The sequence below is a fragment of the Mycobacterium sp. IDUB_17 genome, assembly GCF_055419465.1.
Window position 1 is genome coordinate 918,531 of record NZ_JBVAXS010000003.1, and the last position, 17,508, is coordinate 936,038.

Annotated in this window: 22 protein-coding genes and 1 riboswitch; of the genes, 13 read left to right on the top strand and 9 right to left on the bottom strand. The window is 68.3% G+C overall.

The features are described 5' to 3' along the window. Positions 1 to 9: 9 nt before the first annotated feature. Genes cysS through ACZYZ7_RS17420 form a run of 3 tightly spaced genes read left to right on the top strand, consistent with a single transcriptional unit; the run spans position 10 to position 3,013 of the window. The gene (gene cysS / locus ACZYZ7_RS17410) at positions 10 to 1,446 is read left to right on the top strand and encodes a cysteine--tRNA ligase (RefSeq protein WP_135458931.1); all 1,437 of its coding nucleotides are present in this window, start codon (positions 10 to 12) and stop codon (positions 1,444 to 1,446) included. After that, positions 1,447 to 2,388 carry a 23S rRNA (guanosine(2251)-2'-O)-methyltransferase RlmB gene (rlmB, locus tag ACZYZ7_RS17415; protein ID WP_463741407.1) on the top strand — a complete coding sequence of 314 codons (942 nt, stop codon included), beginning with the start codon at positions 1,447 to 1,449 and terminating at the stop codon, positions 2,386 to 2,388. 4 nt (positions 2,389 to 2,392) lie between these two features. Next, entirely contained in the window at positions 2,393 to 3,013 is a 621-nt protein-coding gene (locus ACZYZ7_RS17420; RefSeq protein WP_450072420.1) for a GIY-YIG nuclease family protein, read from the top strand. Between the two features lie 8 nt (positions 3,014 to 3,021). Here the strand turns inward: ACZYZ7_RS17420 and ACZYZ7_RS17425 are convergent, their stop codons facing one another. Further along, positions 3,022 to 4,287 (bottom strand): SLC13 family permease, encoded by a 1,266-nt coding sequence (locus ACZYZ7_RS17425; protein WP_463741408.1) that lies wholly within the window; start codon positions 4,285 to 4,287, stop codon positions 3,022 to 3,024. A gap of 70 nt (positions 4,288 to 4,357) precedes the next feature. Between ACZYZ7_RS17425 and ACZYZ7_RS17430 the strand changes: the two genes are divergently transcribed. After that, positions 4,358 to 5,335, top strand: coding sequence for a glycerophosphodiester phosphodiesterase (locus ACZYZ7_RS17430; RefSeq protein WP_463741409.1), 978 nt, complete (start codon positions 4,358 to 4,360; stop codon positions 5,333 to 5,335). On the opposite strand, the gene ACZYZ7_RS17435 is transcribed toward ACZYZ7_RS17430, so the two are convergent. The 3 genes from ACZYZ7_RS17435 to mrf are packed head-to-tail and all read right to left on the bottom strand — an operon-like array spanning position 5,328 to position 7,696. Continuing rightward, positions 5,328 to 6,251: an MBL fold metallo-hydrolase gene (locus tag ACZYZ7_RS17435; protein ID WP_450072423.1), complete on the bottom strand. Its 924-nt coding sequence runs from the start codon at positions 6,249 to 6,251 to the stop codon at positions 5,328 to 5,330. The two genes, ACZYZ7_RS17430 and ACZYZ7_RS17435, sit on opposite strands and share 8 nt — an antisense overlap. Before the next feature lie 15 nt (positions 6,252 to 6,266). After that, on the bottom strand, positions 6,267 to 6,521 hold the full coding sequence (locus ACZYZ7_RS17440; RefSeq protein ID WP_450072424.1) for a type B 50S ribosomal protein L31: 255 nt from the start codon (positions 6,519 to 6,521) through the stop codon (positions 6,267 to 6,269). Continuing rightward, positions 6,518 to 7,696 (bottom strand): ribosome hibernation factor-recruiting GTPase MRF, encoded by a 1,179-nt coding sequence (gene mrf / locus ACZYZ7_RS17445; RefSeq protein ID WP_450072425.1) that lies wholly within the window; start codon positions 7,694 to 7,696, stop codon positions 6,518 to 6,520. Before mrf ends, ACZYZ7_RS17440 begins: the two co-directional genes overlap by 4 nt. A 72-nt stretch (positions 7,697 to 7,768) precedes the next feature. Between mrf and rpmB the strand changes: the two genes are divergently transcribed. The 8 genes from rpmB to ACZYZ7_RS17485 all read left to right on the top strand — a co-directional run bounded on the left by rpmB (position 7,769) and on the right by ACZYZ7_RS17485 (position 12,317). Continuing rightward, entirely contained in the window at positions 7,769 to 8,005 is a 237-nt protein-coding gene (rpmB, locus tag ACZYZ7_RS17450; RefSeq protein ID WP_044520828.1) for a 50S ribosomal protein L28, read from the top strand. Beyond that, positions 8,005 to 8,169, top strand: a complete 165-nt coding sequence (rpmG, locus tag ACZYZ7_RS17455) for a 50S ribosomal protein L33 (RefSeq protein ID WP_044520825.1) — start codon at positions 8,005 to 8,007, stop codon at positions 8,167 to 8,169. Before rpmB ends, rpmG begins: the two co-directional genes overlap by 1 nt. Further along, positions 8,169 to 8,474: a 30S ribosomal protein S14 gene (gene rpsN / locus ACZYZ7_RS17460; RefSeq protein ID WP_450072426.1), complete on the top strand. Its 306-nt coding sequence runs from the start codon at positions 8,169 to 8,171 to the stop codon at positions 8,472 to 8,474. The genes rpmG and rpsN overlap by 1 nt, the downstream gene beginning before the upstream one ends. Further along, complete coding sequence (rpsR, locus tag ACZYZ7_RS17465; protein WP_450072427.1) at positions 8,474 to 8,737, top strand: 30S ribosomal protein S18; 264 nt, start codon at positions 8,474 to 8,476, stop codon at positions 8,735 to 8,737. Before rpsN ends, rpsR begins: the two co-directional genes overlap by 1 nt. A gap of 11 nt (positions 8,738 to 8,748) precedes the next feature. Then, positions 8,749 to 8,845, top strand: a riboswitch (cobalamin riboswitch). Between the two features lie 40 nt (positions 8,846 to 8,885). Beyond that, complete coding sequence (locus tag ACZYZ7_RS17470; RefSeq protein WP_450072428.1) at positions 8,886 to 9,857, top strand: ABC transporter substrate-binding protein; 972 nt, start codon at positions 8,886 to 8,888, stop codon at positions 9,855 to 9,857. A gap of 44 nt (positions 9,858 to 9,901) precedes the next feature. Beyond that, positions 9,902 to 10,873, top strand: coding sequence for a FecCD family ABC transporter permease (locus ACZYZ7_RS17475; RefSeq protein ID WP_450072448.1), 972 nt, complete (start codon positions 9,902 to 9,904; stop codon positions 10,871 to 10,873). Next, positions 10,843 to 11,655, top strand: a complete 813-nt coding sequence (locus ACZYZ7_RS17480) for an ABC transporter ATP-binding protein (protein ID WP_450072429.1) — start codon at positions 10,843 to 10,845, stop codon at positions 11,653 to 11,655. The genes ACZYZ7_RS17475 and ACZYZ7_RS17480 overlap by 31 nt, the downstream gene beginning before the upstream one ends. Continuing rightward, positions 11,652 to 12,317 carry a (2Fe-2S)-binding protein gene (locus ACZYZ7_RS17485; RefSeq protein WP_450072430.1) on the top strand — a complete coding sequence of 222 codons (666 nt, stop codon included), beginning with the start codon at positions 11,652 to 11,654 and terminating at the stop codon, positions 12,315 to 12,317. Before ACZYZ7_RS17480 ends, ACZYZ7_RS17485 begins: the two co-directional genes overlap by 4 nt. Positions 12,318 to 12,320: 3 nt before the next feature. On the opposite strand, the gene ACZYZ7_RS17490 is transcribed toward ACZYZ7_RS17485, so the two are convergent. The 4 genes from ACZYZ7_RS17490 to bluB all read right to left on the bottom strand — a co-directional run bounded on the left by ACZYZ7_RS17490 (position 12,321) and on the right by bluB (position 15,491). Then, on the bottom strand, positions 12,321 to 13,037 hold the full coding sequence (locus ACZYZ7_RS17490) for a TIGR03943 family putative permease subunit (protein ID WP_450072431.1): 717 nt from the start codon (positions 13,035 to 13,037) through the stop codon (positions 12,321 to 12,323). Beyond that, entirely contained in the window at positions 13,034 to 13,993 is a 960-nt protein-coding gene (locus ACZYZ7_RS17495; RefSeq protein ID WP_450072449.1) for a permease, read from the bottom strand. Before ACZYZ7_RS17495 ends, ACZYZ7_RS17490 begins: the two co-directional genes overlap by 4 nt. Before the next feature lie 67 nt (positions 13,994 to 14,060). Continuing rightward, positions 14,061 to 14,822: a LamB/YcsF family protein gene (locus tag ACZYZ7_RS17500; protein ID WP_450072432.1), complete on the bottom strand. Its 762-nt coding sequence runs from the start codon at positions 14,820 to 14,822 to the stop codon at positions 14,061 to 14,063. A gap of 9 nt (positions 14,823 to 14,831) precedes the next feature. Continuing rightward, a complete protein-coding gene (gene bluB / locus ACZYZ7_RS17505; RefSeq protein WP_450072433.1) occupies positions 14,832 to 15,491 on the bottom strand; it encodes a 5,6-dimethylbenzimidazole synthase in 660 nt (219 codons plus the stop codon). Positions 15,492 to 15,551: 60 nt separating this feature from the next. On the opposite strand from bluB, the gene ACZYZ7_RS17510 reads away from it, so the two are divergent. Continuing rightward, positions 15,552 to 16,376, top strand: coding sequence for a class I SAM-dependent methyltransferase (locus ACZYZ7_RS17510; RefSeq protein WP_450072434.1), 825 nt, complete (start codon positions 15,552 to 15,554; stop codon positions 16,374 to 16,376). On the opposite strand, the gene ACZYZ7_RS17515 is transcribed toward ACZYZ7_RS17510, so the two are convergent. Beyond that, the gene (locus ACZYZ7_RS17515; protein WP_450072435.1) at positions 16,360 to 17,490 is read right to left on the bottom strand and encodes a GTP-binding protein; all 1,131 of its coding nucleotides are present in this window, start codon (positions 17,488 to 17,490) and stop codon (positions 16,360 to 16,362) included. The genes ACZYZ7_RS17510 and ACZYZ7_RS17515 overlap by 17 nt on opposite strands. Positions 17,491 to 17,508: the final 18 nt, after the last annotated feature.

Below are 17,508 nucleotides of genomic sequence, written 5' to 3' on the forward strand. Positions count from 1 at the left end.
TGGCACGTCGTGACCGATCGCGCTCAAGCCGTCGCGTCGGGGTTTGCCTCCGATTTGCGGCTGTACGACACCATGGCGGGTGCCGTACGAGATTTCGTACCGCTGCGGCCGGGGCACGCTTCGATCTACCTGTGCGGTGCTACCGTCCAGGGCTTGCCGCATATCGGTCATGTCCGTAGCGGAGTCGCGTTCGACGTGTTGCGCCGCTGGCTGACCGCCAATGGATATGACGTTGCGTTCATCCGCAACGTCACCGATATCGACGACAAGATCCTCAACAAGGCGGCCGATGCAGGCCGGCCGTGGTGGGAGTGGGCCGCGACCTACGAGCGGGCGTTCAGCGCCGCGTACGACGCGCTGGGCGTGCTTCCGCCGTCGGCTGAGCCCCGGGCCACCGGACACATCACCCAGATGGTCGAGCTCATCGACCGGTTGATCGCTCGAGGACACGCGTACGCCGCGGGCGGGGACGTCTACTTCGACGTGCTGAGCCTGCCCGATTACGGCGCGCTGTCCGGCCACCGGATCGACGATGTGCACCAGGGTGAGGGCGCGGCGACGGGTAAGCGCGATCAGCGCGATTTCACGTTGTGGAAGGGCGCCAAGCCGGGCGAGCCGTCGTGGCCGACGCCCTGGGGCCGGGGACGTCCCGGCTGGCACACCGAGTGCGTGGCGATGTGCGAGGCCTATCTGGGCGCGGAGTTCGACATCCACGCGGGCGGTATGGACCTGGTCTTCCCGCACCACGAGAACGAGATCGCCCAGGCGCAGGCCGCGGGCGATGGCTTCGCCCGGTACTGGCTGCACAACGGCTGGGTCACCATGGGCGGCGAGAAGATGAGCAAGTCGTTGGGCAATGTGCTCTCGATTCCTGCTGTGCTGCAACGGGTTCGGGCTGCCGAGCTGCGCTACTACCTGGGCAGCGCGCATTATCGGTCCATGCTGGAATTCTCCGAGAATGCGCTGCAGGACGCGGTCAAGGCCTACAGCGGCATCGAGGATTTCCTGCACCGGGTGCGTAACCGGGTCGGCGCCGTCGCCGTGGGTGACTGGACGCCGAAGTTCGCGGCCGCCCTGAATGACGACCTCGCGGTGCCGATCGCACTGTCCGAGGTGCATGCCGCCCGGGCGGTGGGCAACCGCGCGCTGGACGCCGGCGATCACGAAGGCGCGATGGCGCAGGCCACCTCGATCCGGGCGATGATGGGCATCCTGGGCTGCGATCCGCTCGACGAGCGCTGGGAATCCCGCGACGAGACTTCGGCCGCGCTGGCTGCCGTGGATGAACTGGTGCAATGGGCACTGGCCGGCCGGGCTGAGGCCCGGACCAATCGTGACTGGGCGGCGGCCGACGCCATCCGCGATCGGCTCAAGGCGGCCGGTATCGAGGTCACCGACACCGCCGACGGTCCACAGTGGGCCCTGGTGGACGGGAACGGAGCGTAGATGGCCGGGAATTCGCAGCGGCGCGGCGCAGTGCGCAAGCCGGGGACCAAGAAGGGGCCGACCGTCGGGTCCGGCGGCGTGCGTCGCCGCGGGCTCGAGGGTCGCGGGGCCACACCCCGTGCAGATCAGCGCCCGCACCATCCGGCCGGCAAGAAGGCCGCGAAGGCGGCGCGTCAGGCGCAGGGGCGACACAAGAAGACCGACGACACCGAGTTGGTGCTGGGCCGCAACCCGGTGGTGGAATGCCTGCGGGCCAAGGTTCCGGCCACTGCGCTGTACGTGGCGCTGGGTACCGAGGCCGATGAGCGCCTCACCGAATCCGTCCAGATTGCGGCCGACCGCGGTATCTCGATCCTTGAGGTGCAGCGCCACGATCTGGACCGGATGAGCTCCAACGCGTTGCACCAGGGCCTGGCCCTGCAGGTGCCGCCGTATAACTACGCCCATCCCGACGATCTGCTGAAGGCGGCCCGGGAGTCCGGGGAGCCCGCACTGTTGGTGGCTCTGGACAACATCTCCGATCCGCGCAACCTGGGTGCCATCGTGCGTTCGGTGGCGGCGTTCGGCGGGCACGGTGTGGTGATCCCGCAACGGCGTTCGGCCTCGGTGACCGCGGTCGCGTGGCGCACCAGTGCCGGTGCCGCGGCCCGTACGCCGGTGGCGCGGGCGACGAATCTGACTCGCACGCTGAAGAGCTATGCCGACGCCGGTCTTCAGGTGGTCGGCCTGGATGCCGGTGGTGACACGACACTCGACGAGCTCGAGGGCGCCGGACCGATGGTCGTGGTCGTCGGCTCGGAGGGCAAGGGCCTGTCCCGGCTGGTGCGGGAGAACTGCGATGCGGTGGTCTCGATCCCGATGGCCGGGCCGACGGAGTCGCTGAACGCTTCGGTGGCGGCCGGTGTGGTGCTGGCCGAGATCGCCCGTCAGCGCCGGAGTTAGGCGCATGTCCAGAGGACGAAGCGCCAGCAATCCCGCGGATTTTCTCGCCGCCGTGCCGTTCACCCGGGAGGAAGTGTTCAGCGAACCCTGCCCGGTTCCGGAGCTGCCCGGAGCCAACGGTTGGTGGTTTCGCACGGTGCCCGCGGGCATTGACGTTTCGGGGTGCCGGCAGCGGGATGGCCTGACGCTGCTCTACGTGGGGATCAGTCCAACCCGCCCGCCGGTTGGCGGGAAGCCGCCGAGCACCCAGAATCTCCGCAAGCGGGTGAAGTACCACTACGGGGCAGCCAACGCCGACGCTGACGGCTCGACGCTGCGCAAGACGCTCGGCATCCTGCTGGCCGATGAGCTTGGCTTCAAGTTGCGCCGGATCGGCTCGGGCGACAGGCGGACCTTTGCCGGTGGAGAGGCCGTTCTGACGCAGTGGATGGCCGAGAACGCCCTGGTGTCCTGGATGGTGCACCCCGAGCCGTGGTTCCTGGAGGAAAAGCTGATCGCCACGTTCGATCTGCCGCTCAACGGCCAGGAGTCCAACAAGGGCAACGCCTTCTACCCGGAGCTGAAGCGCCTGCGGCGCGAAGCGATGAACAAGGCGAACAAGCTGCGGGTGCTCAAAGAGTGGTGAGCTGCTTCCTAGCCATTGAAGAGTCGCAGGCTCAGCCATAATCCGAGTACCGAGGCCGCCAGGGTCAACGGCACGGTGGCCAGGCCGATTCGGCTGAACTCGGTGAACTTCGCCGGCAGGCCTTCGCGGTGAACAACGTTGCGCCACAGCAGATTTGACAGTGATCCGACGTAGGTGAGGTTGGGGCCTACGTTGACCCCGATCAATACGGCCAGCACCGCGCCCGGTCCGGCGCCGGCCACCAACGGCAGCAGCACCAGCACCGCGGGCAGGTTGTTGACCACATTGGCCAGCACTGCGGCCACAGCCGCCAGGCCCAGCAGCGCAGGCAGTGAGTCGCCGACCGGAAGCACCTCACGCATGGCGTCGCCGAGACCGTTGTGCACCACTGCATTCACCACCACGCCGAGGCACAGCACGAACGCCAGGAACGGCACGTTGACGGCGCGCACGATCCCGCCGACCGTGCTGCGGCGCTGGGCCAGACTGCGCACCCCCAGCACCACCGCCCCCGCCAGTGCCGCCCAGGCCGGCGACACATCGACGACGGAGGCGACGACGAAACCCGCCAGCGTGAACCCCAGCACCACGAGCACGAACACCGGAACCTCGGGCGGCGGGGGAGTCACCTCGGCCGCCGGGCGGCTCAGCTCACGGCGGAAAAACCAACGCAGTAAGACGAATTCGGCGCCGATGGCGGCCAGCCAGGGCAGCGCCATGACGGCACTGAACTGAGTGAAGGACAGCCCCGCCACGGTGAAGGCCAACAGGTTGGTCAGGTTCGACACCGGAAACAGCAGCGACGCGGAGTTGGCCAGATGTGCGCTGGCGTAGGCATGCGGCCGCGGCGGTATCGCGAGTGTGCGGGCGGTGGCCAGCACCACCGGCGTCAACAGCACCACGGTCGCGTCCAGGCTCAGCACGGCGGTCGTCGTCGCCCCGATCAGGAACACCCGGGTCAGCAACCGCCGGGAATCACCCCTGCTCGCCCGGGCCATCAGTGTGCCCGCGGCGTGGAACAGGCCCTCGTCGTCACACAGGTGGGCCAGCACCAGTACGGCGGCCAGGAATCCGACCACGGGCAGCAGGCGGTTCACCTCGGCCAGCGCATCGTCCGGCGAGATCACGCCGAGCGCGATCAGCAGCCCGGCGGCCGGGATCGCCACGACGGCCTCGGGCCAGCCCTCGGGCCGCGCCAGCGCGAACACCAGCACGACGGCCAGCAGCACCAGGGCCAGAATCAACGGCGTGGGTCCTTTCGGCCAGTCGAACATTCGATGACGATTCGCGTATCGGGCCTAGCGGACCTGACCGTACCCGGGTGACTCGCTAGCGTTGGTGACCATGCGTCCGGCTGCTCCGATGGTCCTGTTGTTCGCTCTGGCTGCCGCGTTCCAGGCTGTCCCGCCGGCCGTCGCGTCGCCCACCGGGTTCGACCTGCAGTCACACCGTGGCGGACGTGGTGAGACGACCGAGGAGTCGCTGCGGGCCTTCGCGAAGTCGTTGGAGCTCGGGGTGAGCACGCTCGAGCTCGACATCGTGCTCACCAAAGACAAGCAACCCCTGGTGTGGCACGACCCCCGGATCGACGAGACCAAATGTGCCGACACAGCCCCGGCGTTCCCGGGCGACCCCATGTACCCGTACGTGGGGAAACTGGTGCACGATCTCACGCTCGAGCAGATCCGCACGCTCGACTGCGGCAAGTTGCTGAGCGGCTTTCCCGATGCTGAGGTGGTGCGCGGCAACAAGATTGCCGTGCTGCCCGAGGTATTCGCGCTGACCGATGCCTACGGCGCCGACGTGCGTTTCAACATCGAGACCAAGATCGAGGCCGACAAACCCGAAACCTCGGCCACGCCGCAGGAGTTCGTCGACGTCATCCTCGATGCCGTGCGCGTGGCGGGCAAGCTCGACAAGGTGGACATCCAGAGCTTCGACTGGCGCACACTGCCATTGGTGCAGCGGGCCGAGCCTTCGCTGCCGAGGGTGGCGCTGTGGGATGACACGACCTGGGTGCCCGACTCTCCGTGGCTCGGTGGGGTCAATCCGGCAGTGGACGGCGATCCGATCGCCGGCGCGATATCGGTGGGCGCCACGGTCCTCTCGCCCCAGTATCAGCTGGTGGACCGCGGATTCGTGGAGCGGGCACACGCGCTGGGCCTCAAGGTGACTCCGTGGACCGTCAACGATCCGGCCGCCATGCGGGCGTTGATCGCGGACGGCGTCGACGGCCTCATCACCGACTACCCGACGCGGCTACGTGGCGTGCTGGCGGAGCTGGGTCTGCCGCTGCCGCCGTCGTTTCAGCGGCTCAATTGACCCAGGGATCGGAGCGCTCCCACAGCGTCGGCAGGTGCAGGCTGACACCGTCCTGTTCGGCCAGTCGGGTCAGCACGCGCATCGAGACGTCCAGGTCATCACCGGCATATGGCAATGCGCGCAAGGGCTTGTGCAGCGGGCGGAAGAAGTCGTCCCAGTGGATCAGCACCACGCGCCGCGCGCCGACCGTGCGGACGGTGTGGGTCCAGTAGTCGATCAGGTAGTGCTTGGGTTGCAGGCCGAGTTGGCCGATCCCCAGGTAGACCACCTCGGCGTGCTGCCCGTCCAGTGCGCCCGGCACCGCACCGGCGCTGCCGACGATCAGCAGGCTGCGGTCGCTGGGCCGGTGGCGGACCAGGGTCGACCAGGCCTCGCCGCACTTGTACGCCGATGTCTTCACCGGCGGAACGACGGGCGCGGTGATGACACCGGGGAAGCGGTCCGGTGGGCAGTGCTCGGATTCGAACAGCGTCACGTCGTACGCGCCCAGAGCGACGGCTTCGCCCGGGGTGACCGTGACGATCCGATCGGGCGCCAGTCCGCCCCCGGCGCCGACCTGGGCGGTCGAGGTGCCGCCCACCAGTCGGGCGCCGGTGCGCTCGGCCACGACGGCCGAGTCCATGACGTGGTCGAAGTGGGTGTGGACCGGCAGCACGGCTTCGAGCTTGTCGACGCCGAGGCGGGCCAGGCTGCCGTCGATGCGGGGCAGTGACGGCGTCAGCTTGCCGAAGACGATGCTCGGCAGTGCGGGCCGGGAGAAGAACCCGTCGGTGAGCACGGCCGAGGTGCCGTCGTCGACCAGGAGCGTGCTGACCCCGGCCCAGGTGACACTGACCGGGGATTGCGCAGTGGCCGACGGTGCGTCGAAGAACCGCGCATAGGAGGCCAGGTCGGGTCTGCCGGGCTTGAGCCGCATGGCCCCACCCTAGGGCTAGACCTGTCCGTAGCGACGGCGGAACTTCTCCACCTGCCCGGCCGAGTCGATGTGCCGGGCCGAGCCGGTCCAGAACGGATGCGAGTCGCTGGTGACGTCGACGACGATCAGCGGGTAGGTCTGGATCCCGTGCGGGCCTACCCACTCGATGGTGCGCTCGCTGGTTGCCGTCGACCGGGTCAGGAACTGGCTGCCGGTCGCGGCGTCCTGGAACACCACGGGGTGATAGTCGGGGTGGATTTCGGGTTTCACTGGTTTTCCCCTTCTGTGTGGGCGGATGTTGCGGGTTCTTCGACCGCGGGCTGGCAAGGTTCTTCGTGCCAATCCCCGAACGGGTCGGGGTAATCGGCCCACTGGTCCGGTCGCGCCAGCTCGTCGTCCGTGAGCAGCGCGCCGCGCAGCGCGTCGATGACCTCGCCGGGCCGGGCGCCGCAGACCAGTACGGTCAGCGAGATGTGGCGATCACCGAACTGGTGATGCCAGTCGATCGCCGCGATCGCCAGCCGCTCCGGGTCGGTGTAGGCCCGCTCGGTGGAATCCATTGCCGCCAGCCATTTTCCGGCGTTGCTGAAATGCATTCCGCCGCCTGCGGATTCAATCCACATGACGTCGGTCGGCCGGTTGGCCAGCCAGGCCCGCCCCCGGGTGCGCACCACGCCGTCGAGCAGCAGGTCGACGGCGGTGTGCAGGCGTAGCGGGTGAAACGGTCGGCGCGCGGCGAATTCGACGATGATTACCTCGTCGTCGGGCTCCAGCGGCGGTTCACCGGCCAGGAGTGGATCGTGCGGTGTCGCGGTGCGCCCGCGCCGGCTGTTCGGTTCCAGATGCGCCAGGCCGAGCTCCACCCGGTCGGGGCCGACGGTGATGCGGGCGCGGGGAGCGAGCCGGCGCAGGACCGCCAGCGTGGTGGCCTCGGCCTCGTTGAGCACCAGCATGTCGGCGAACTCGGCCTGCCCGACGACCACCTGGGCGACAGTGCGCCCGTCGGGCAGTTCCTCGTCGCCGACGGACTGTTGCAGCCAGACCGTCGCGTCGAGGCACGCGATCACCGCGTCGATGGTGACGTCGCGGGAGGCGGGCCCGTCGATGTATCCGGGCCCGACGTGGACCCGGATGGTGTTGATCGCCCAGCACACGGGCTCGGCTTCCAGCCAGGGCATCAACTGCACGACGATGCGGTCCACGTCGCCGCGTCGGTGCAGACGCCGCAACAGGATCAGCAGATCGTCGCGGACCGTGCAGGACACGCAACCGTGGGTGAGCTCGAGGGCGAGTTCGGATGTTCCGCTGCTGTCGGACACGGTCCGCAGGACCACCTGGCCGTCAAAGGTGTGGCGCACCAGCACGGTTCCCGGCCTGCGGCCCAGTTCTTCCGCTACGCCGTCGCTGTCACCTTGACCGGCGATCAGCACCACAGGGGTTCGCACTGCACCTCCCGACGGAGTTGTTGTTGAAAATGATTATCATTATCGTGAGGCTACCCCATCCGAAGGAGACCGATGTCTGCCCACTGCCAAGTCACCGGGCGCTCGCCCGGGTTCGGCAACACGGTGTCGCACTCGCACAAGCGCAGTCGCCGCCGCTGGAACCCCAACATCCAGACCAAGACCTACTACCTGCCAGGCGAAGGGCGCCGGATCCGGCTTCGGGTCAGCGCCAAGGGAATCAAGGTGATCGACCGCGACGGCATCGAGGCCGTTGTGGCCCGCTTGCGTAGCGCAGGGGAGAAGATCTGATGGCCAGCACCGATGTCCGGCCGATCGTGAAGCTGAAATCGACCGCGGGGACCGGGTACACCTACGTCACCCGCAAGAATCGCCGCAACGACCCGGACCGGATCGTGCTGCGAAAGTACGACCCGGTCGTCCGCCGCCACGTCGACTTCCGCGAGGAGCGCTGATGGCCAAGCGATCCAAGATCGTCAAGAACGAGCAGCGCCGGGAACTCGTGGAGCGCTACGCCGAACGGCGGGCCGAGCTCAAGGCGATCATCCGCAATCCGGTCGGCACGCGTGAGCAGAAGGCCGCGGCCGTCTCGGCATTACAACGGCTGCCCCGGGATTCGAGCCCGGTGCGGCTGCGCAATCGAGACGCGGTGGACGGCCGCCCCCGCGGTCATCTGCGCAAGTTCGGGCTGTCGCGGGTCCGGGTGCGCGAACTGGCGCACCGCGGTGAACTGCCGGGTGTGCGGAAGTCGAGCTGGTGATGGCGTCGAATTCCCGGAAGAACACCAAGAGGCGCCCGCCGGCCACCGAACTCAAAAAGCCGAGGCGCAATCAGCTGGACGCCCTCGGGGTGACCGAGGTCGACTACAAGGACGTCCACCTGCTGCGCACCTTCATCAGTGAGCGGGGCAAGATCCGGTCCCGGCGCATCACCGGGCTCACCCCGCAGCAGCAGCGTCAGGTCGCCACGGCGATCAAGAACGCCAGGGAGATGGCGCTGCTGCCGGTGGTCGGCCCGGCTTGACCTACCATTCGAGGCGATAGGGCGACTGCGGATCGTGGAAGCCGGTGAGAATCCGGCGCGGTCCCGCCACTGTGAAAGCCAGATACACACCGCAGTCGCCACCTCGCACGTACTGGGGCGGATCTCCCCGGAGAGGATGGGTACGCCCATGGCTGCTCGTTGGCTGATCGCCGGACTGGCATCAGCGCTACTGGTATCGGGGTGCGCCTCGACCGCAGCGCCCGACGCCGACGGTGACGTCCCACCGGGATTCCCGGTCACTGTCGACAATTGCGGCGTCAGCGCCACCTATGACCGGCCGCCGGCCCGCGCTGTCGCGCTCAATCAGCATGCGATCGAGACGCTGCTGGCTCTGGGGCTCGAAAAATCCATGGTCGGCACGTCCTACCTCGACGACCGGATCCTGCCCGAATACCAGACTGCCTACGACAGCGTTCCGGTGCTGGCCAAGGAATACCCGTCCTACGAGTCGCTGCTGGCTGTCGAACCCGACTTCGTCTACGGCGGCTGGGACAGCGCGTTCGACGAGAAGGAGGGCCGCGGCAGGCAACGGCTGACCGATGCCGGGGTTCACACCTACCTCAACATCGAGGATTGCCGGTCCGAGCCCGTCACCATCTCCACCGTGGATGACGAAATGCGAAACATCGGAACCATTTTCGGAATCACGGACCGGGCTGAGCAGCAGATCGAGAAGCTGCATCGCGAGCTGGCGCAGACCGAAGCGAAGCTGCGCGGCGCGCAACCCGTACGGGTCGCGGTCTACGACAGCGGTGAGGCGACCGTGTTCACTTCGGGCGGTAAGGGCATCGGCAACCTGATGATCGAGGCGGCCGGCGGCGTCAACGTGTTCGCCGATGTCCCGAAGGTGTGGGGCGACGTATCGTTCGAACAATTCGCCGAACGCGCGCCCGAAGTCATCGTGATCTACGACTACGGAGACCAGCCGGTCGCCGACAAGAAGAGATTCCTCACCGAACATCCTCTGCTGCAGCATGTTCCGGCGGTACAACACCAGCGGTTCGCGGTGCTCCCGTTGTCCTCGGTGGTGGTCGGCGTGCGGGTGGGCCGGGCGGTGGACGCTCTGGCCCGACAGCTGCACCCGGACCGGTTCGTGTGACGCCCTACCGCCTGACCTTGGCTGCGCTGGCCGGGGTGTTGCTGATGGCGATGACTGCCGGTGTGGCAATCGGCTCGGTGTCCATCCCGCCGGGACAGGTGTGGGCCATCGTGTTGCACGCCGTCCACCCGGGCCTCGTCGAGCAGAGTTGGCCTGCGGTAAGGGAATCCATCGTGATCGACGCCCGGCTACCTCGGGTGGTCCTGGGCGCGGTGGTCGGTGCCGGTCTGGCGGCGAGCGGTATGGCGCTGCAGGCGGTGGTGCGCAATCCGCTCGCCGATCCCATGCTGCTGGGTGTCTCCTCGGGAGCATCGGTCGGTGCCGTGGTGATCCTGGTGTTCGGCGCCGGTGCATTGCAAGTGTTCACCGTGCCGCTGGCGGCGTTCCTCGGAGCCTTCCTCGCACTCGTCGCGGTGTACTTCCTGGCCCGATCGGGCGGGCGGATGACGACCGCGCGGTTGATCCTGGCCGGCGTCGCGGTGGCCGAAGTGCTGTCCGCGGTGGCCAGTCTGCTGATCGTCACCTCGGACGATCCGCACAAGACCCAGGCGGCCGTGCGGTGGATGCTCGGCGGCCTGGGCGGCGCCACCTGGCGCATGGTCTGGGTGCCCGCCCTGGCGGTGTTCATCGGCGTGGTGGTGCTGCTGGCCTTCACCAGATCACTGAACCTGCTCTACACCGGCGAGGAGGCGGCCGCTTCGCTCGGACTCGACGTACACCGGTTCCGGGCGGGAATGTTCGTGGTCGTGGCGCTCATGGTCGGGGCCATGGTCGCGGTCAGTGGCACGATCGGGTTCGTCGGGCTGATCATGCCGCATGTGGTGCGTCTGCTGGTCGGTGCCGATCACCGTCGAGCGCTGCCGGCCGCCGCGTTGTTGGGCGCGGCGTTTCTGGTGCTGTGTGACATCGTGGCCCGCACCGTGGCCGCGCCGGAGGAATTGCCGGTGGGGATTCTGACCGCGCTCGCCGGCGGGCCGTTCTTCCTGTGGCTGATGCGGCGGAAGGCCGTGACGTGACGGCGGCGGTGTCATTCGAGGCGGTCTCGGTGTCGGTGCGCGGAACACCGTTGATCACCGACGTCTCGTTGTCGGTCGCCCCGGGTGAGATGTTGGCCGTCGTGGGTCCCAACGGCGCGGGCAAGACCACACTGCTGCGCACGTTGTACCGGGCGCAGCGGCCGAGTGCCGGGCGGGTGCTGGTCGACGGCACCGATGTGTGGAAGCTGCCGGGCAAGCAGGCCGCGCGCCGGGTCGCGGCCGTATTGCAGGAAGCCACCGGTGATTTCGAGCTCACCGTGTTCGACATGGTGGCGATGGGGCGCACACCGTACAAGCGATCCTTCGAGGCCGACAACCGTGAGGACCGGCAGATCGTCGGCGCGGCGCTGGCGGCACTGGACGTCGCGGAGCTGAGCGGGGCTGGCTACGGTCGGCTGTCGGGAGGGCAGAAGCAACGCGTGCTCATCGCCCGTGCGCTGGCGCAGCGCACCGAGGTGATCGTGCTCGACGAACCCACCAACCACCTCGATCTGCGACATCAACACGAGGCCCTGCACCTGCTGCGGGAGACCGGTGCGACGGTGGTCGCCGCGTTGCACGATCTGAATCTTGCTGCGGCTTACTGCGACCGGATCTGCGTGCTCGACGATGGAGGGCTGGTCGCCGTCGGCCCGCCGGCCGATGTGCTCACCGAGGGGCTGCTGTCCGACGTGTACGGGGTCGAGGCCCGGATCACCCTCGATGCCGATACCGGCAGGCCGCAGGTCACCGTCCCGCCCAAGGTGGGGGTGAGGCCGTGAACATCGGTGACCAACTCAGCGAAATCGCCTCGTACGGAGGCTTCTTCGCTATCACCGTCGGCGGGGATCCGGGCGACTGGATTCCGGTGCACCGTTGTTACGAGCAGGGCTGCGCCGACCTCGTCGCCTCGACCGCCGCACGCAGTGACACGACGGATCTACGCATCGGTGCGTCCCTGGTCCAGTTCAGTCACGCCTCTCGCTTGTGGTCGCCGCTGCTGGCCTGTGCGCTGCAATACGGCGTGCTGCCGGACCTCACCGATCTGCAGCGCCATGCCGCCCGTACCGAGCTCAGGCTGCCGGTGCCGGTGGGAGGACCCGTCGACGGCCGTCGTCCGCTGGCGCAGCAGCTGTATCAAACGGTGATCACCGAACACCTCGAACCGCTGGCCGCCGGGCTACGGGTCAAGATGGCGCCGCGGCTGCTCTACGGCAATGCCGCGGCCGCCCTGGTCGCCGCGGCGGCCGACCTGGCCCGAGCTAGACCGGAATTGGATGACGACCTCCGCGGAGTCACCGAATCGCTCTTGGCCACCGGGGATCTGGCCGGCACCGGCGTCCTGACCGGGTGGGCGTTCCGCCGGCGCAGCTGTTGCCTGTACTACCGCGTTCCGGGCGGATCGAAGTGTGGTGATTGTGGACTCGCGCGGCCACGCGGGTAGGCCTCAATAGGCGTAGGGGCGTGCCGGGGGATCGGTGCGCGCCACACTCATGGCCGTCATCGTCGGGATGGTGCGCCGGCTCGAATTACTTTGTCCCGCAGGGATCGTGCCCACCACCTTGATCCAGGTGTCGTCCGGATAGCCGGCCACCTGAGCCGCCGCAGGCCCGGAGAGACGAATGCGGGCCAGCTGAGCATCGGCCGCGCAGCAGATGATCACCACCCGGGCCAGGTCGCTGCGGTCACCGTCGCGCATCGTGAACCCGGTGACGGTGATCGTGCGGTTGTCCAGGGTGCCCGCGGAGTCCTGCGCCACGCGGATCAGTGCGTCGGGCAGGGAGATCTCCGGAGCAGTGCCGTCGGGCAGCGGCGGAAACGGACGGCGCAGCACATCGGTGGATACCGCGGTTACCGATGCGGCGTCGGGGCGTATCGCCGGGGGTACGACGAAGGCGAGCAGCGCGATCGGGACGAGGAGCAGCCACGCGACGCCGGGGGAGTGCGGATGATCATGAGCTTCGTCCGTGCCGTCCTCGCGGCGGCCGTGCCGGATATCGCGCACGATCGCGGCAAGGGCCAGCGCGATGAGCAACACCGCGGTCGCGGCGAGGTAGGGCAACAGTCCCGGCTTGACGTACCGGGTGTACGCGCCGGTGATGGTGATGATCGCGGTGCTGACCCCGATCAGCAGCAGCAGTGCGTTCTCGGTCTCGCGGCTCACTGTGGCCCCAGGATCAGCAGGCCGACGCCGGTCGCGGCCAGGGTGGCGACGACGAAGGTGGTAGGTGCGAACCGGACGGCGAACGCGCGGCCGAACATTCCGGCCTGCATCGCGAACAACTTGAGATCGACAGCCGGCCCGACCACCAGGAACACCAGTCGCGGTAGCAGCGGCAGCATGGTCAGGCTGGCCGCGACGAAGGCGTCCGCTTCCGAACACAACGCCAGCACCACCGCCAGCGCCGCCATGGTGATCACCCCCAGCACGATCTGCCCTGCCAGGTGCTCGTACACCCACGGCGGAACCAGCACGTGCAGGGCGGCCGCGGCAGCCGCACCGACGACCAGATAGGAGGCCGCCGAAAGGAAGTCGTGACGTGCCGCTTCGGTGAACACGGCCCACCGGGAACTCTCGCCGTCATGCGGCTTGGGTAGGCGACGGGTGATCCAGTCCGGGCTGCCGAACCGGGCCCAGAGCGCACCCATGATCAGCGCGGTGAGCAGTGATGCCGCACACCGGGCGGCGACCATCTGCGGGTGTCCGGGGAACGCGACGGCGGTCGCCACCAGCACAACGGGGTTGATGGCCGGTGCCGCAAGCATGAATGTCAGCGCGGCCGCGCCCACGGTGCCGTCCCGGGCGTCATCGCCGAAGAGCCTGCGCGCCACCGGCACTGAACCGCATTCGCAGCCGGGCAGTGCCGCGCCGCCGACCCCCGCGGCCAGGATTGCCGCGCTGCGACGTCGGGGAAGCCAGCGGGCCAGACGCTCGGGCGTCACGAAGACCGCGATCAGCCCGCTGATCACCACCCCGAGTGCCAGGAACGGCAGCGCTTGGACGAACACGCCGCAGAACACCGTGGCCGCCGTCGACACATCGGGGGTGCCTTCGACAAACGCCCGCAGCGTGGTGCCGGCCAGGGCCAATGCGATGATGCCGGCCACGAGCACCTGCATGGAACTCGGCCGCCACCGCGTCACCGCCGGGTTCGCCACCACGCGGCCATCATGCCAGGCGAACCTGTCAGCAGAACGCGCTCAGCGTGACCCCTTCAGCGGACAGACGCTCGCGCACCGCTGTGGTGATCTCGACGGCTCCCGGTGAATCGCCGTGTACGCAAACCGATTCCACCGTGACGGGGATGACGGAACCGTCCACCGCGGTGACCTGTCTCCGCATAACCATGCCCGCCACTCGCTCGGCGATCTCGGGGGCATCGTGCAGCACGGCGCCGGGGTCGCGTCGCGACACCAGCGTGCCGTCGGGTTGGTAGGCGCGGTCGGCGAAGGCCTCGGCCACGGTGCGCAGCCCGCGCCGCCCTGCCTCCTCGAAGAACGCTGAACCCGACAGGCCGAGCACCGGCAGTCCGGCGTCCACCGCTGCCACCGCGGCCGCCACGGCGGCGGCCTGTTCGGGGTGGCTGACGATTGTGTTGTACAGCGCGCCATGGGGTTTCACGTAGGTCACCGTCGTACCCGCGACATGGGCGATGCCCTGCAGCGCGCCGATCTGATAGATCACGTCGGCGGTCAGGTCCTCGGGGGTGACGTCGATGAAGCGCCTGCCGAATCCGGCCAGGTCCCGGTAGCTCACCTGGGCGCCGACGCGGACCCCCCGGGCCGCGGCCTCGCGGCACGTTCGCAACAGAAGCGTGGGGTCGCCGGCGTGGAAACCGCAGGCCACGTTGGCGCTGGTGACCAGGCCGAGCATGGCCTCGTCGTCACCGAGTTTCCACGCCCCGAAGCTCTCACCGAGATCGGCATTGAGATCGACGGAGGTAGCCACCTGCCCAGCCTAAGGCGATGCCTCGCTCGGCCAGCCGTTCTCGGCCACGAATTCGGGCAGCGGGCGTGCAGTTGTCCAGTGCTCGATCTCCAGCACCGGCCGGTCCGGGAATTCGGGTACCGGGCCCAGACACAGGATCGCGACGGGTTCCGCGTCGGCGGGCATGCCCATGAGTTGGGCCAGGGGCAGCGGCTTGAATATCGACACCCAGCCCATGCCGAGGCCCTCGGCGCGGGCGGCCAGCCACATGTTCTGGATGGCGCAGGACACCGAGGCCAGGTCCATCTGCGGCAGCGTGCGGCGGCCGAAGATGTGCCGGTCGCGGTTTTCGCCGAGTGCGACGACGAACAGTTCGGCGCAGTCGAGGATGCCTTCGACCTTCAATGCCAGGAATTCGTCGCCGCGGGTGCCGAGTGCGTCGGCGGTATGGATGCGTTCCTCGTCGACCAGCGCGTGGATCTTGCCGCGCAGCGCGTCGTCGGTGATCCGGATGAAGCGCCACGGCTGCATCAGGCCGACGCTCGGCGCCGCGTGGGCGGCGTGCAGCAGCCGGCTGAGGACCTCGGGCGGCACCGTGCTGCCGGGGACGAAGCGGCGCATATCCCGACGTTCGGCGATGGCCCGGTAGACGGCACGGCGCTCGTCGGGGCTGAAGGCGTGCTCAGACACGGGTCGAGCTTATGGGGTGGCGAGTCTGTGACCGAGTTCCGTCATGGTGAGAATGGTCTGGTGACAGGCGCAACAGGGGACGGTGGCTACTTCGCGGCCGACTACGAGACGAACGAAGAACTGGCGCGACTGCGTGTGCTCGAGTCGCTCTGTGATCCGTGGACGATCCGCGTTTTCGACACCGTCGGTGTGGCGCCCGGCTGGTCCTGCCTGGAGGTGGGTGCAGGTGCGGGATCCGTGGCGCGCTGGCTGGCCGATCGCGTGGGGCCGTCCGGGCATGTCGTCGCCGCGGATCTGGACCCCCGCTTTCTCGGCGACCTACCGGCGTTGGGCGTCGAAGTACGGCGCCTTGACATCACGGTCGATGAAATCGAGTCGGGCCGTCACGATTTGGTGCACAGCCGGACACTGATGTTGCACCTGCCCGACCCCGTCGCGGCGATGCGGCGCATGGTTTCGGCATTGCGTCCGGGCGGTTGGCTCGTGGTCGAGGAGCCGGACTACAGCACCACCGCGCCCGTCGACCGGACCCATCCGCTGGCTGCGGGGTACGAGGACTACCTGAACGTCCGCACGCAGTTCCTGGCCGCGGCCAATGTGATGAACCTGGGCTACGGCTCGATGTTGCCGGTTGACGTCGATCAACTCGGACTCACCGAGGTGGCCAACGAAGGCAGGCTGACCGTGGAGCGCGGTGGCAGCCGGCAGGCGCACTTCCTGATACAGACCTTCCAGCAGGTCGACGACCTCATGGTGGCCGCCGGGGTGCTCTCGGAGACGGCGGTGGCCGCCGCCAGGGCCGCGCTGGAGGATCCGACCTTCGCCTACCGCTCCGCGGCGATGAACAAGGTGTGGGGGCGCAAGCCCGTCAGTGCGCGTGGGTGACGTTCCAGGCCGGTAGCGGATCGGGATAGCGGAGCCAGGCCCGCTCACCCTCGGCCAGCTCGGCGTCGGTCAGCAGGGCCCCGCCGAGTAGCCGGTGGACCTTGTCCCGGTCGAGCTTGATCCCGATGAACACGATCTCCTGACCCGGCGCGATCTCGGTGCCCGACCAGTATTGCGCCGGCTCGATCACCAGGTTCGGGCCGGCCTGTGACCAGATGGCGGCGATCGTCGGGCGGCTGGCGATCCAGCAGAATCCCTTGCTGCGCAACACCCTTGTCACCTGACCGAGCGCGTCGCCGAGGCGCTTCGGGTGAAACGGCCGGTCGGAGCGGAAGGTCATCGAGCTGATGCCGTACTCCTCGGTTTCGGGTGTGTGGCCGTCGGCGATCTCCTCGTCCCAGCCCGGCGTCTGCGCGGCGGCCTCCGGGTCGAACAGTCCGGTGCCCAGCACCTCGCCGATATCGACGACGCCGTGGTCGGTCCGGATGAGCTTGGCGGTCGGATTGAGCCTGCGCAGCAGTGTTTGGACGGTGTCGAGGGTCGGCGGGCTCACCAGATCGGTCTTGTTGAGCAGGATGACGTCGGCGAACTCCACCTGGTCGGTGAGCAGGTCGGCGATGCTGCGGGCATCGCCCTCGCCGGCGGCCAGCTCCCGGTCGGCCAGGCCTTCACCGCGGACGACCTCGGTCAGGAAGGTCGAGGCGTCCACCACGGTCACCAATGTGTCCAGCCGGGCCAGTTCGCCGAGCCGGAAGCCGTCCTCGAACTCCCAGCTGAAGGTGGCTGCCACCGGCATGGGTTCGGAGATCCCAGTCGACTCGATCACCAGCTGGTCGAACCGGTTCTGTCGCGCCAGCGCGCCGACCGCCTCCACCAGGTCCTCGCGGAGTGTGCAGCAGATGCAGCCGTTGGTCAGCTCGACGAGCTTCTCCTCCGTGCGGTCGAGGTGTCCCTGTCCGGCGATGAGCGCGGCGTCGATGTTGACCTCGCTCATGTCGTTGACGATCACGGCGACGCGCCTGCCGTCTCGGTTCGCCAGGATGTGGTTCAGAAGCGTGGTCTTCCCGGCGCCGAGAAAGCCGGACAGGACGGTGACGGGTAGCGGGTTGGACATCGCACTCCTTAATGAAAA

What these genes read in the sequence shown, in the direction of transcription:
- rpmB (WP_044520828.1), top strand. Translation starts at nt 7,769, where the DNA reads ATGTCTGCCCACTGCCAAGTCACCGGGCGCTCGCCCGGGTTCGGCAAC.
- rpsN (WP_450072426.1), top strand. Translation starts at nt 8,169, where the DNA reads ATGGCCAAGCGATCCAAGATCGTCAAGAACGAGCAGCGCCGGGAACTC.
- ACZYZ7_RS17495 (WP_450072449.1), bottom strand. Translation starts at nt 13,993, where the DNA reads ATGCAGGTGCTCGTGGCCGGCATCATCGCATTGGCCCTGGCCGGCACC.
- ACZYZ7_RS17435 (WP_450072423.1), bottom strand. Translation starts at nt 6,251, where the DNA reads ATGCGGCTCAAGCCCGGCAGACCCGACCTGGCCTCCTATGCGCGGTTC.
- rlmB (WP_463741407.1), top strand. Translation starts at nt 1,447, where the DNA reads ATGGCCGGGAATTCGCAGCGGCGCGGCGCAGTGCGCAAGCCGGGGACC.
- ACZYZ7_RS17515 (WP_450072435.1), bottom strand. Translation starts at nt 17,490, where the DNA reads ATGTCCAACCCGCTACCCGTCACCGTCCTGTCCGGCTTTCTCGGCGCC.
- ACZYZ7_RS17430 (WP_463741409.1), top strand. Translation starts at nt 4,358, where the DNA reads ATGCGTCCGGCTGCTCCGATGGTCCTGTTGTTCGCTCTGGCTGCCGCG.
- rpsR (WP_450072427.1), top strand. Translation starts at nt 8,474, where the DNA reads ATGGCGTCGAATTCCCGGAAGAACACCAAGAGGCGCCCGCCGGCCACC.
- ACZYZ7_RS17475 (WP_450072448.1), top strand. Translation starts at nt 9,902, where the DNA reads ATGGCGATGACTGCCGGTGTGGCAATCGGCTCGGTGTCCATCCCGCCG.
- ACZYZ7_RS17420 (WP_450072420.1), top strand. Translation starts at nt 2,393, where the DNA reads ATGTCCAGAGGACGAAGCGCCAGCAATCCCGCGGATTTTCTCGCCGCC.
- ACZYZ7_RS17425 (WP_463741408.1), bottom strand. Translation starts at nt 4,287, where the DNA reads ATGTTCGACTGGCCGAAAGGACCCACGCCGTTGATTCTGGCCCTGGTG.
- rpmG (WP_044520825.1), top strand. Translation starts at nt 8,005, where the DNA reads ATGGCCAGCACCGATGTCCGGCCGATCGTGAAGCTGAAATCGACCGCG.
- ACZYZ7_RS17470 (WP_450072428.1), top strand. Translation starts at nt 8,886, where the DNA reads ATGGCTGCTCGTTGGCTGATCGCCGGACTGGCATCAGCGCTACTGGTA.